The organism is Halomonas sp. AOP22-C1-8 (genome assembly GCF_052378905.1).
Classification (GTDB): Bacteria; Pseudomonadota; Gammaproteobacteria; order Pseudomonadales; family Halomonadaceae; genus Vreelandella; species Vreelandella citrativorans.
Genome location: NZ_JBQSYD010000013.1, coordinates 54,916 through 68,018, shown reverse-complemented (window position 1 = coordinate 68,018; position 13,103 = coordinate 54,916). Strand labels below are relative to the sequence as shown.

The window sequence follows — 13,103 nt, the reverse complement described above, 5'->3', positions numbered from 1 at the left end:
GCCAAGGCCTGATGGGGCGTAGAACCATGCGGATAAATACGCGCCAATTGGCGTTGGAAACCCTGCTACTTATGATATCGGCAACCCTCGTTTGCATGGGAGTCGTCGGGGTGGTGGTCGGTCTCAGTGTGCCGACACGGCCATTTTTTGCAACGCTAGTGCCGGATGGAGCACTGGTCACTCTGCTGGTCGGCATTGCGCTGCTGGCGTCGCTTCAGGGGTGGAGAAAAACAAGAACTATCAGTATCTTATCTCTGTTTTTGGTTGTCACCTACACCTTGGTACATAATAGCCTGGAAGGCGGTCGAGGCGACTCATGGCTCAGCAATGGGCCGCGTATCACCAGCTTGTCGGCAGGCTTTTTTTTAATGATTGGGGTGTGCTTTTGGTTGGGGCTTTCTACCGCATGGCGGCGCTGGTTATGGATAGCCGGTGGGCTAAGCCTGTGGGGGCTTGCCCTTTTTGTGGTTGGAAAACTATGGCTTACGCTAAGCGGTGCATCTCCTCTGTTCTCATCGTCGCCCATGAGTGCATTGGTCATTACCTGCTTTTTAGGTACCGCCATGCTGGCAGCAGGCTTACGGGGTAAACCGCAACGTCTAAATCCAGGCCGGGTGACCGTCGTCGCCTCGCTATGGGGCGTTACGATCAGTTGTTTTATCTGGCTATTGTTAAACGCCTATCAACAAACGTCGCTGCAACAGCAAGCCGCCTATCTATTGGATAACGTTCAACTCAATATCGAGCGGGCAACACAAGACCGCTTGCGATTAATGCAACGAATGGCGGAACGGCTGAACGCCATGGGCACAGACTGGGATGTGAGCCTGCTGGATAATGACGCACAACACTATCTGCGGGACATCCCCAGTATTAGCGCCATTGCGATAGTTGATCAGCAGCAGTTGTCCTGGGAGTGGGGAGAGGGGCGGACGGCTGAAATGGAACGATGGCTGCGTCAGCAGTTGGAGGAAGAGCAAACACGTGCCTGGATGCAAATTCCGCTCGGTCGTCCAAGGATGTTGATGACGGATACCAGCCGCCCCCACGAAGCGATATTTGTTATCCCGGTTCCCGCTAACAATCGTTACCTGTTCGCCAGTTTTAACCTGGCCACCATGTTGGAAAACGAGTTACGCCTAGAGGTGGGCCCTTTCCAGGTGAGCGTGAATCGTGATGACATGCCGCTGATGAAGCTACACCCCGCTGGCTTTGCTGCCGACCGTATGGAAACGCCAGAGCTTGCGCTGGCGTCACGCTATATCGGCTTGCCCGGCGGCATTAACCTGGTGCTTTATGCCTACCCAGGTAACCAGCACAACTGGCATCAATTGAACCTGCTGTCGTTTGCGGTTGCGTTAGGTAGCTTGCTGCTTAGTGGTTTGTTGGCTTTTAGTCTTGGCGTTGTGAGCGTCAGTGTTGCTCGTGCCCGCGAGCTTGTTCAGACGCGTCAGTCACTGGAAGACCAGCAGGCGATTCAGCACATGATTGCCCAAGAGCAGCCCCTAAAGGAAACGCTGGAAAGTCTGTGTCTTATGTTGGAGCGCGAGTTACCTTCGGCACTCTGTTCTGTCATGTTGGCTAACGATACAGGTACTCACCTGGAGTTCATTGCGGGAGACCGGCTGCCCGCCGCCTACCGCAGCGCGATACAACGCATTTTGATCAGCGCGAATAATGGCGCTTGTGGTAGTGCCGCCTACCAGGGGGCAACGGTGATATGCGCTAATATTGCCGAGGACGAGCGCTGGCGGGGCTATCATGGCGTTTCCAAACAGGCCGGGCTTGCCTCCTGTTGGTCGAGCCCTGTCTACGGTGGCGAGGGCCAACTGGTAGGCACTATTGCGGTTTACTACCCAAAGCCCAGCACCCCAGACAGTGCCGATACGGCGCGAATTGAAAAAGCGGCGGGCTTGATGGCGCTGGCTGTTGAGCGTTTTCAGGTGCGGAGCTCGTTGGAGGAGAGCGAGCAGCGCTATCGCTCATTGTTTACCCATCATCCTGATGCGGTATTTACCCTGGATGAGGCGGGCTGCTTTGTAACGGCCAATGCCACCTGCGCGTCGCTGACCGGTTACTCCGTTGAGGAAATGCTCGGCAAGCCGTTCACCTTCTTTATTGCTGAGCAGGATGTGACGCGAGTAGAGGCCTATATCGAAACGGCCCTGCAAGGGGGGATTGACCGATATGAACTCAGTCTGAAAGACCGCGCGGGTCGTTTGCATCAATTGGATATTATTCACCTGCCGATGGTGGTGCATAACACCGTGCAAGGGGTGCATGCCATTGCTCAGGAGGTGACGGCTGCTCGTCAACAGGAGTCTCGCCTGCGTATCCTGGAGCGCAGTGTGGAAGCCAGCGTTAACGGCATTGTGATCGCCGATGCTGGACAGCCTGATTTGCCCATTGTTTATGCCAATAAAGCGTTTACGTTAATAACGGGATATCGCCAGGAGGAAATCCTTGGTAAAAACTGTCGCCTGCTTCAGGGGCCTGGCAGCGACCCGGTGGTTATCCAACGCATTCGTGCTTGTATTAATGAGCAGAAAGACGTCAACGTCACTATCTGCAATTACCGCAAAGATGGCACGCTATTCTGGAATGATCTGTATATAGCACCGGTACGCGACCAGGACGATCAGGTAACGCACTTTGTCGGCGTACAGCAAGATATTTCCGAGCATAAAGCGTACGAGGCGCGTTTGGCTCACAATGCTTCACATGATGACCTGACCCGCCTGCCTAACCGTACATTCTTTGAGGAAATGCTGTTAAAGCAGTTTTCCAGGCTGGGTAAGGATAAAAAGCGCCTGGCCGTGCTGTTTGTGGATCTGGATGATTTCAAGCCCATTAACGACAATTTGGGGCATGCAGTGGGTGATCAGGTGTTGGTCGAAGTTGCCCGTAGGCTTATCAATGCGGTCAGGCCTGAGGATACGGTTGCCCGTATGGGCGGGGATGAGTTCGTTATTCTGCAAACGGCGATTAACGACGAGTCTGACGTTGTTGATTTGGTGGAGCGGTTGCTACCTATGTTGGCGCGCCCTTACCGTATTGAATCCCAAGAGCTTTACCTGACCGCGAGTATCGGTATCGCGATGAGCCAGCCAGATACACTTCAGCCACAAACGCTGATTCAACAAGCCGATATGGCGATGTACAAGGCCAAGCAGCAAGGGCGTAATGCCTACGAGTGGTTTGCCCACGCGTTTACCGATACGGTTAGCGAGCGCATGGTGCTGCGTAATGATCTCCAGGAAGCCATTGAGCGCGAAGAGTTCGCACTGCATTACCAGCCGTTAATGAATCGGGAGGGAAAGCTTGTTGGTGTGGAAGCGCTATTGCGTTGGGAGCATCCGGAAAAAGGCTTTATCTCTCCTGCGCGGTTTATTCCGCTGGCAGAAACCACCGGGCAAATTATTCCGATCAGCGAGTGGGTACTCCAACGTGCTTGCCAGGATATGCAGTCACTGGCGCAACAAGGGCTGGGTAAAATACGTGTGGCGGTTAATCTTTCACCGCTCCAGTTCCAGCGCTCCAATTTTCTCGCCACGCTGCGCCAAACCCTGCTAACCACCGGCCTACCGGCGGAACAGCTGAGTCTGGAGCTGACCGAAGGTATTTTGACGGATAACGCCGAAGGTGCGATTGATACGCTGCATGCCCTGCGCAGTATGCACATTGGCGTGTCGATTGATGATTTTGGTACGGGCTATTCAAGCCTTAGTTATCTTAAGGACCTGCCTATTAGCACGGTGAAAATTGACCGCAGCTTTATTAATGAACTCACCAATAGCTACGATGACGCGGCGATTGTGCAGGGGATTATTTCCATGGCTCACCATTTGGGGCTCAAGGTCGTGGCTGAAGGAGTGGAGACTGAAGAGCAGTATCAGCGCCTGCTGGGCTATCAGTGTGATATTTTCCAGGGCTATTTACTGGCCAAGCCGATGCCAGTGGAAGCCCTGCAAGCCTTTATTGCCCATTTATCTCCCTAAGGAGCTGGGATGTCGTTACCCTCAACCCCTTGGTATGTTTACTTATTAGAGTGCCGACGCGGGACTTATGTGGGCATCACCAACAATATCGCCAAACGCTATCGCACCCACTGTGCGGGCAAAGGGGCGCGTTATACCCGTGCTAACCCACCGGTTGCTCTGCTGGGCGCCCAGCCGTTTGAAGATAGGGCCGCCGCCAGCCGGGCAGAGTATCAGTTGAAACAGAAAACCTCTGTTCAAAAACGTCATTGGGCAACGCGCTGGCCGCTTTCTATAGAAGTGGATTAAGCTAACGTAAAGCTAAAGCGCTCGTTTTTATACGAGCCTGCCCGCCTTTCCCGGTTATTCAGGAGCCAACATGCTGACGTTTTTCTCTGAGGATAGCCGTTTGCGCCAGGCGCGAACTGAGCTTCATGACGGGGCGCTTGTCAGCCCCTTTGAGTGCCCCGAGCGTGTTGACCTAGTGCTCGAACAACTGCGTCAGGCCGGTTTCGAAGTATGCGCTCCTGGCGCCTATGGCCTAGAGCCGGTATGTGCGGTTCACGACGCCAGTTACGTCAGCTTCCTTGAAACCTGCTGGCAGGCATGGCAAGCAGCTGGGCATAGCGGTGAGGCGATCCCCAATATCTGGCCAGCGCGCACCCTGCGACAGGATAAAATTCCGCACTCGGTGAGTGGTCAGCTTGGCTACTATGCGCTTGCGGCGGAGACCTCTATTTGTGAAGGCACCTTTGAAGCGGCCATGGCGAGTAAGGATGCCGCGTTGGGCGCCGTGGAATATACCTTGGCCACAGGAGAGCCCAGCTTTGGGTTGTGCCGCCCGCCGGGGCACCACGCTGCATTTGATCAGTTTGGTGGCTACTGCTTTTTTAACAATGCCGCGATTGCTGCCCAGCACGCGCTGGATGCAGGCCGACGCCGCGTGGCGGTGCTGGATGTCGACTTCCACCATGGTAACGGCACCCAACAGATTTTCTATGCGCGTAACGACGTTCTGTTTGCTTCGCTACATGGCGACCCTGATGTGACCTTTCCCTACTATCTAGGCTACGCCGATGAAACCGGTACGGGCGAAGGGCAGGGTTTCAACCTCAACTACCCAATGGCGCCTGGCACTAGCGTAGCCACCTGGATGCGAACGCTGGAGCAGGCGCTTATCGCCATCAAAACCCATGAGTGTGAGCTGTTGATCGTATCGCTCGGCGTGGATATCTTCGAAGGCGACCCTATTAGCGCGTTCACTTTCAAGCGTGATGACTTTATTGCCTTGGGCAAGCGTTTGGCAGAAGCCGGTCTACCCACTACCTTTTTAATGGAGGGAGGCTATGCGGTTGAAGAAATAGGTGTCAACGTCGTCAATGTGCTACAAGGGTTTGAGCAGATAAACTCGCGAGATAGATGACAGCTGGCCTTTATTAGGGCAGGCTAACGCCCCCACTAACGGGCAGGGAGCGCAGGCGTGGCAGTTTACGGCGGTATTCAGGGGCATGAATTGGAGCGTTGGCTTAATGCGTTAACCAACGCGGCCTACGACCGGCGCTGCCCGCTTTCCAAGGTGCATGGCGGCAATGCCCGTGCGCGCACCGCCCGGCAGGACCTGCTTTACTTGGCCCACGGCTTTCGCGGTGGCGAGCAGAGCCGTGACGTAGTCGCCGACGGCCTGGGTCGTTGGTGTCAGCACTACCTCACCGAAGCCGAATGGTACGTACTGGTAGGTGATAGTGCGAAGCCTCGCACCACCCGCCAATCCCCCGTGTCTTCCAGCGTTTCCCATGACGAAGTGGATGATGCACTTGAGGTGTTAAGGCAGCACCGCGTGGGCTGAAATAGCCCATGACGCGGGGCAAATCGCGCTGATACAATGGATGCATGAACAGTGCTTCTGCCACTTCCGTTACTGCTTCGCTCGACGACCCCTTCTACTACCTGACGAACTTCCGCTTCGTGCTGGGGTGGGTGGGTGAGCGCCACGCTGACCTTCTAGATACTGACGAACTCACCTTTATAAGCCGCTTTGATACGCTGCCGCGCTCTTCCCAGGCGTTGCTTACCCGTATGGTAATGCGCAAGGGCGAGCTGTTCCGGCTTTACAAACTCAACTACCCGGAAATAGGCGACACGGCAGATGCCCTCGCACCTTTGGCCTCGCTTGGTTGGGTGGATACTGCCCCGGCGCTGAGTGTGAATGAGCTGTTTCATCAACTGCGCTTGGCCGAGCTGCGCTCTGCCTTGGCAACGCCTATACGCGATGCGGGGTTGCCCGCGTCTGCTGGCAAAGCGGTACTCCAGGCCACGCTAACGCCCCAGCTCACCGAGATAAAACCGTTAACCGAGTGGTGGCCAAAAGCGTCGGACAGCATCGTGCGCCTTAATGTAATGGACGTGTGCGACCGGCTACGGCTGATGTTCTTTGGCAACCTGCGCCAGGACTGGGCCGAGTTCGTGCTGACGGAGCTTGGGCTTCAGCGGTTTGAAAACGTACCGTTTACCGCCGCCTCACGTGCCTTTCAGAAACGCGAGGAAGTGAGTGCTTACTTCGTCTTGCATAGGCTTAGGCAGCGCCTTGAAGAGGGCGAGTCACTTGAACATCTACAGCGTGAGCTACCGCCCAAACCTGCTAACGCCTGGTTAGCGACTCGGCACGCCCGCGTGCTGTTGCAGATGGGCCGCGAAGCGGAGCGCAGTGGCCAAACCGAGCAGGCCGTTTTACTTTATGCACAAGCGGATAGCAGTGAAGCCCGCGTTCGCCAGCTGCGCGTATTGGAGCGGCTGGGTAGGTATCAGGAGGCATTTGAGCTGGCAATGAATGCCCAGCAACTTACGCCCAATGAAACCGAAGCGCAGGCACTCGCTCGGTTGCTGCCTCGGCTGCGTAAAAAGTTGAAAATGGAGGCGCAGCCGCCGGTGCATGAGCCCGTCTACACGCGCTGGGAGTTAACGCTTCCCGGCCCTCAGCCGGTAGAGCGCGCCGTTGGGCAGCACGTCGGTACGCCTGAAGCACCGGTGTACTATGCGGAAAACACGCTCATTACCGGACTGTTTGGCCTGCTCTGTTGGCCCGCTATCTTTGCTCCTCTGCCAGGGGCGTTTTTTCATCCGTTTCATAGCGGGCCCGCGGATCTCTATCGTGAAGATTTCGTCGCCCGGCGGCGTGGTTTATTTGATGAGTGCCTGGCACAGCTAGAGGATGGCAGCTACCGGCAGACGATTCACACAACCTGGCAGCAAAAATATGGCCTAGCGTCCCCCTTTGTACACTGGCCATTGCTGGACGAAACGCTTTTAGCGCTGGCGCTTGAGTGCCTGCCCGCTGCCCACTTGAAAGCCTGCTTTGGGCGGCTTTTACAAGATATTAAAGCCAACCGGGCAGGGCTGCCCGACTTGATCCAGTTTCTGCCAAACGCGCCGCCAAATGAGCCTCGCTATCGGCTTATCGAAGTGAAAGGCCCTGGTGACCGGCTTCAGGATAATCAGCGCCGCTGGCTGGCGTTTTTTCATCAGCATCGTATTCCGGTTGCGGTGTGTTACGTGCAGTGGTTGGCTGGCTCGCCAGGTACGTTATGAGTAGCGCCACGGAGTATCGGATAGCCGTTCGCGCACTGTGTGATTTTACCGCCCGTGAAGGCGATCTGGACCACCGCTTTACCCCATCGCCCAGCGCCCAGGAAGGCATTGCCGGGCATACCCTGGTCGCCAGCCGCCGAGGCGATGACTACATTGCCGAAATGCCGCTTTCCGGTATCTACAAAAGCCTCACCGTCACCGGACGCGCCGATGGGTACGATCCTGCCGAAAACCGTTTGGAGGAGGTCAAGACCTACCGCGGTAACCTTGAGCGCATGGCTGATAACCAGCGCGCGCTGCACTGGGCGCAGGTGAAGATCTACGGCGCTCTGTTATGCAAAGCGCGCGAGTTGGAGGAGGTCACGCTCACGCTGGTGTATCTGGATATCGCCACTGAAAAAGAGACGCTGCTCCACCAGAATGCCAAGGCAGCCGAGCTTGAGGCGTTTTTTATCATCCAGTGTGAGCGCTTTATTGCCTGGGCCGAACAGGAAGCGGTGCATCGCAAGGCGCGTGATTTAGCGTTAACAAAACTCAGCTTTCCCCATGCCACGTTTCGCCCCGGCCAGCGTGAGCTTGCCGAAGATGTTTACAAGGCCGCCAGCACCGGGCGCTGCCTGCTGGCACAGGCACCTACCGGGATCGGCAAAACGCTGGGCACGCTGTTTCCCATGCTCACCGCCATGCCTCGCCAGCAGCTTGATCGCATTGCTTTTCTGACCATGAAAACGCCAGGGCGCCGCTTGGCGTTGGACGCCCTGGCTCAGCTTCGCCCTTCTGTACAATCCGCCGAACATTCTGATAACAGCGCGCCGCGTGTGCTGGAACTCATTGCCCGTGAAAAGGCCTGCGAATACCCGGGAACCGCCTGCCATGGTGATGCCTGTCCGTTAGCGGCTGGCTTCTATGACCGCCTGCCCGCTGCACGCCAGGCCGCCGTGGCTGAAAGCTGGTGGGATCGCGATGCGCTGCGTAAGGTGGCGCTTGCTCACAGCGTCTGCCCTTATTACCTGGGCCAGGAATTGGCGCGCTGGGCCGATGTGATTGTGGGCGACGTTAACCACTGGTTTGATCGTCATGCGCTGCTGCATGGCCTAGCACAAGCTAATGATTGGCGAGTGGGACTCTTGGTGGATGAAGCGCACAACCTGGTCGAGCGGGCACGTGGCATGTATAGCGCCGAGCTTGACCGGCAGCGTTTTAACTGCGTTCAGCGTAGCGCCCCGAAAGCGCTGAGCCGCTCATTGGCAAGCCTTGGCCGGCAGTGGCAGGCCGTGGTGAAAGACGTCGCCGAAAGTAAGCCGGATGATACGGAACGGGAAGGCTATCACCTGCTTGAGTCGCTACCCGATAAACTGGTGGGCGCCCTTCAGAACGTTGCCGCCTCGATCACCAACCACCTGGGCGAGCACCCCGAAGATATCTCTTATGAGTTGCAGGAGCTGCTGTTTGAGGCGCTGGCATTTTGCCGCCTGGCGGAGAATTTCGGCGATCACTCGCTGTGTGATCTCACGTTAAAAGGCCGAGGGAAGGCGCTAATCGGTTTGCGTAATCTGATACCGGCGGACTTTTTAGCGCCACGCTTCAACGCTGCGCATAGCACCGTGCTGTTCTCCGCCACCCTAACGCCTGCCCATTATTACCGTGACCTGCTGGGCCTGCCAGCGAACACGGTATGGCGCGAAGTGTGCTCGCCCTTTGTGGCCCGCCAGCTTGAAGTGCGCATTCGCCGGGATATCTCGACCCGCTTTCGCGACCGGGAGGCGTCGCTTGCGCCGATGGTGGCCGAAATGGCCCAGCAGTACGAGCAGGCGCCGGGCCACTACCTGGCATTTTTTAGCAGTTTCACCTACCTCGTAGCCGCGCTTAAGCGGTTTTGTGAACAGCACCCTGACATCCCTGCATTTGTCCAAACGCCGGGCATGCGTGAAGCCGAGCGCGAAGCGTTCTTGCAGCGTTTTACGCCGGGTGGGCAGGGCATCGGCTTTGCCGTACTGGGCGGCGCCTTTGCTGAAGGCATCGACCTGCCCGGCGACCGGCTGATTGGAGCGTTTATTGCAACGCTGGGCTTGCCGCCATTTAACGCCTTCAACGAAGCGCTTAAAGCGCGCCTCACAGCGCGGTTTGGCAAGGGCGACGACTACACCTACCGCATTCCGGGGATGATCAAGGTAGTACAAGCCGCCGGGCGAGTGATCCGCAGCCCCAACGACGAAGGGGTTGTGGTATTAATGGATGATCGCTTTGCCCACACCCGCGTGCAGGCGCTGTTACCCAGCTGGTGGGCGATAGGCGGATCATCATTTTGATAACCAGCGTGATAACCAGGGACGCAAGTGAATGGCGGATTTGTTGTGGTATCAGTATGCGTTGATCGGGCTGATTTTTGCCTGGAGCGGTTTTGTTAGAACCAGCCTGGGGTTTGGCGGCGCTGTACTGGCGTTGCCGTTTCTACTGCTGGTCGTTAACGATCCGCTGCTTTTCCTGCCGATTATCGCCATTCATCTGCTGATCTTCTCCAGCTGGATTGCCTGGCAGGGTAATCGCCAAATAAAGCGGGAGAGTGGCAACGCGCCGGTACAGAGCAATATTGATTGGGCCTATTTACGCAAGGCCCTGAAAATCATGATCATCCCCAAGCTGGTTGGCGTGGTGGGCCTGTTAACGCTGCCTGCCAATATCATGACCAGCATCATTTTCGGCATCGTGCTGGTCTACGCTATTGGCTATGTGCTCAATAAGCCGTTTCAAAGCAACAACAAGTACGTCGACTATGTGCTGCTGGCCCTGGGCGGCTATGTCAGCGGTACGTCGCTGATTGGTGCGCCGCTGATTGTGGCGGTGTTTGCCTCACATGTCGCCAAGGAGCAGTTGCGCGATACCATGTTCGTGCTGTGGTTCATTCTGGTCGTGATCAAGATGATCTCGTTTGTGTTTGCCGGTGTGGACCTACAGCTGATCCATCAGCTATGGCTATTGCCCTGCGCGTATGCCGGGCACCTGGTGGGTGAGCGGGCGCACCGCTATATCATCAAAGCCGATACGGGCGTGTTTTTCCGGGTGCTGGGCGCGGTGCTGATCTTTGTCAGCATCATTGGGTTGGTATTTTCGCCTTCTTGATTCTCGGCTTGGCATGAAAACGTTGCTACCGCTTAAAGCGTGCTGTCAGCGCGTAGCAGCGTCCTGCCCAGGATAACCAGTATCACCGCCAACACGCAGCAGAGCACGGCCATGCCGGTATAAACATTGCGCAGTGACTCAAGCCAGGTAACCGCAGGGGCGACCGCAATGGGCGAGATAAACTGACCAAGAAAGAAGGTGGCGGTAAAGCCACCAAACACGCGGCCACGCACTCGCTGTGGCGTAATACGCATTAGCCAGGCCGTGGTGTTGGGCATAAAAGCGCCCAGGCCAAGCCCCGAAATGGCCGCACCGACAATCGCCATGGCATAACTCTGCGTAAGGCCCACCACCAGAAAGCCCAGCGCGGCCAATACAAAGCCCGCCACATAGATCGTCATAACCGACAAAAGGGTTTGTAGTAGCCATAGCAGAACGACACGATGCTGGCGGTAAAGGCGGCGGTGGAGAGCGCAATACCGATGGCTAAACCGCTGACCTCACCCTGTTCTGAAAGCAAGAAAGGCAACTGCGCCGGGAACATATAAAACATCATCATGCTCAGCATGCCCGCCAAATAGGCAATTCCGGTGCGCACATAGTCGACGCTCACCGGTGCGTTAACGTGGCCTGCCTGCGCATTGCTTTGAAGCTTAGGCGCCTTGAGCATCGTCCAGGCATAAGGCAGTAGAAAAACCCCAGTCAGGTAGAGCAGAAAAGGTCCCCGCCAACTCCAGTCGGAGAGTAGCCCACCCAAATTAATAAACACCACGCCACCGAGCGCCATGCAGCTACTTTGCAGACCCAAAAAGCGCACCCGCTCGGGGCCATCAAAATAATCGCCAACCAGCGTGGTGCTAATACTTAAAATACCGGCCACGGCGATGCCCATCAGCGCCCGTGATGCTAACAACAGGTTCACGCTATCAATCAAGAAGCCCGCTCCCCCCGCCAAGCCATAAATGGACAGCATCATCAGGAGTAGAGGCTTGCGCCCAAACCGGTCGGCCAGATAGCCCATTAGCGGGCTGAACAGCGTAATCATCAGCGCAGGAAGCGTCAGGATCAGTTGAATCAACACCTGCGGATGATCCGAAAAATGGCGGCTAATACCCGGCAAAGCAGGAGCAATAATCGCGCCCGACATCACCGTCATGGTGCTGGCAAACAGCAGAACGGCTTTGGTATGGGTTAAATGGTTGATGGTGAGCTTCCCTAGATGAACATCGAGATGGCAAAGGCACTGATGATAGCACTGTCGTTAGCAAGCTACTATTTTACGTCAGGAAGTAAGGGAGGGGGCGGCCCGCGTTGGCGAGTGTTAGTCGAGTTGCATAAAAGAGAGGTTGGGGAGACTGCGAATTTCAAGTGAACTTGCGTGTGCGCAGAGGCTGATGGTCCAGCCTTGCTGCTGCCATTGCCAGGCATACACATTGCCCTCTGGGGCTAACCGCCCAAGGCGGGTGCTCAATACATGGCTTGAAGGAGTGCCGGAGTGGCTATCCAGCTTGAACAGCGCTTCGTGGAGTGTCCATGCGCGGTAAAAGGCGTCTAGAGGTACAGCGGACTGATGTATCTTGCGGCGTACGTCGGCCTCAGGCAGGCACGCCACCAGTTCGGGTAAGCGTTTTTTATGCCGCAGGCGAACATGCTCTATATCAATGCCCACAGGGACCGTGGCGATACCGGCAATCACGCGGTTGTCGCGGTGGGCGAGACATGCTTTCCACGGAGGCGGAAGTGCTGGGTGGCACGGCGCACCGCCGCCTCTAGGCGACCACTCGCTTACAGGGCAGTGGTAGCCGCGAGCATCGGCAAGCTGGGAGAGAAGCTCTCTGCCCAGCGCCGATAAACAAGCCCCGCTGCTGTGAGCGGGGGCTTGGGCCAACACAATGTCTAAATACGCGGTCATTAGTCGGCTAGCGTGACAACGTCACCTCGCAGCGCGACACCGGCCATAAGCGCCCCTGCATGGCACTCATACTCACTGGTCGAGGACATCGGCTGACGGTCATAAAAACTCTCAATGTTAACCACCGCATTACCGCCTTCCGCTTTGACGCGGTCTTGCAAGCTAAGAAGCGCCGAGAGCATGACCCACTCGCAGGCTTCTACATCAGACTTGTTGAAAGCATTGGTCTTTTTATTTGTGACGGCAGGACCATGCTCGGCGGTAATCTCGCCGTGCGGGGTGTCGCCAAAGATAAATTGAATATTGGAATCAAGCCGTGCTCTCGCATCGGGCGTGTTCATTGCGTCCTCAATAGAGAGCATGTGTGTCGTGTCGCGCGCATGGCTCGTCGTGCTTACTAGTAGAGCGCCTAGTAGCACCCCCATTAACATCATTCCTCGGCTCATTTAGCGTTCCTTCTTGCTGGGTTTAAGTACCTGAGAGCAGGTAGTGTGAGTGGCACTGAGTCG

Annotated in this window: 11 protein-coding genes; 7 read left to right on the top strand and 4 right to left on the bottom strand. The window is 56.4% G+C overall.

Going from position 1 to position 13,103, the window contains the following annotated elements; translation table 11 throughout:
* Positions 1-26 precede the first annotated feature (26 nt).
* The 7 genes from ACT3TY_RS09085 to ACT3TY_RS09055 all read left to right on the top strand — a co-directional run bounded on the left by ACT3TY_RS09085 (position 27) and on the right by ACT3TY_RS09055 (position 10,682).
* Positions 27-3,998 (top strand): EAL domain-containing protein, encoded by a 3,972-nt coding sequence (locus tag ACT3TY_RS09085; RefSeq protein ID WP_444627973.1) that lies wholly within the window; start codon positions 27-29, stop codon positions 3,996-3,998.
* A gap of 9 nt (positions 3,999-4,007) precedes the next feature.
* Positions 4,008-4,286, top strand: coding sequence for a GIY-YIG nuclease family protein (locus ACT3TY_RS09080; RefSeq protein WP_444627972.1), 279 nt, complete (start codon positions 4,008-4,010; stop codon positions 4,284-4,286).
* A gap of 70 nt (positions 4,287-4,356) precedes the next feature.
* Complete coding sequence (locus tag ACT3TY_RS09075; RefSeq protein WP_444627971.1) at positions 4,357-5,400, top strand: histone deacetylase family protein; 1,044 nt, start codon at positions 4,357-4,359, stop codon at positions 5,398-5,400.
* Between the two features lie 57 nt (positions 5,401-5,457).
* On the top strand, positions 5,458-5,823 hold the full coding sequence (locus tag ACT3TY_RS09070; protein ID WP_193053600.1) for a hypothetical protein: 366 nt from the start codon (positions 5,458-5,460) through the stop codon (positions 5,821-5,823).
* Between the two features lie 44 nt (positions 5,824-5,867).
* Positions 5,868-7,562, top strand: coding sequence for a VRR-NUC domain-containing protein (locus ACT3TY_RS09065; protein ID WP_444627970.1), 1,695 nt, complete (start codon positions 5,868-5,870; stop codon positions 7,560-7,562).
* On the top strand, positions 7,559-9,871 hold the full coding sequence (locus ACT3TY_RS09060; RefSeq protein ID WP_444627969.1) for an ATP-dependent DNA helicase: 2,313 nt from the start codon (positions 7,559-7,561) through the stop codon (positions 9,869-9,871). Before ACT3TY_RS09065 ends, ACT3TY_RS09060 begins: the two co-directional genes overlap by 4 nt.
* 31 nt (positions 9,872-9,902) lie before the next feature.
* Complete coding sequence (locus tag ACT3TY_RS09055) at positions 9,903-10,682, top strand: TSUP family transporter (protein ID WP_444627968.1); 780 nt, start codon at positions 9,903-9,905, stop codon at positions 10,680-10,682.
* A 32-nt stretch (positions 10,683-10,714) separates the two neighbouring features.
* Here ACT3TY_RS09055 and ACT3TY_RS09050 read toward each other — a convergent pair whose 3' ends face one another.
* The 4 genes from ACT3TY_RS09050 to ACT3TY_RS09035 all read right to left on the bottom strand — a co-directional run bounded on the left by ACT3TY_RS09050 (position 10,715) and on the right by ACT3TY_RS09035 (position 13,040).
* Entirely contained in the window at positions 10,715-11,083 is a 369-nt protein-coding gene (locus ACT3TY_RS09050; protein WP_444627967.1) for an MFS transporter, read from the bottom strand.
* Positions 11,080-11,838 carry an MFS transporter gene (locus ACT3TY_RS09045; RefSeq protein WP_444627966.1) on the bottom strand — a complete coding sequence of 253 codons (759 nt, stop codon included), beginning with the start codon at positions 11,836-11,838 and terminating at the stop codon, positions 11,080-11,082. Before ACT3TY_RS09045 ends, ACT3TY_RS09050 begins: the two co-directional genes overlap by 4 nt.
* A gap of 165 nt (positions 11,839-12,003) precedes the next feature.
* Positions 12,004-12,594 (bottom strand): 4'-phosphopantetheinyl transferase superfamily protein, encoded by a 591-nt coding sequence (locus tag ACT3TY_RS09040; RefSeq protein ID WP_444627965.1) that lies wholly within the window; start codon positions 12,592-12,594, stop codon positions 12,004-12,006.
* Entirely contained in the window at positions 12,594-13,040 is a 447-nt protein-coding gene (locus ACT3TY_RS09035; protein ID WP_226912060.1) for an excinuclease ATPase subunit, read from the bottom strand. The genes ACT3TY_RS09040 and ACT3TY_RS09035 overlap by 1 nt, the downstream gene beginning before the upstream one ends.
* Positions 13,041-13,103 lie beyond the last annotated feature (63 nt).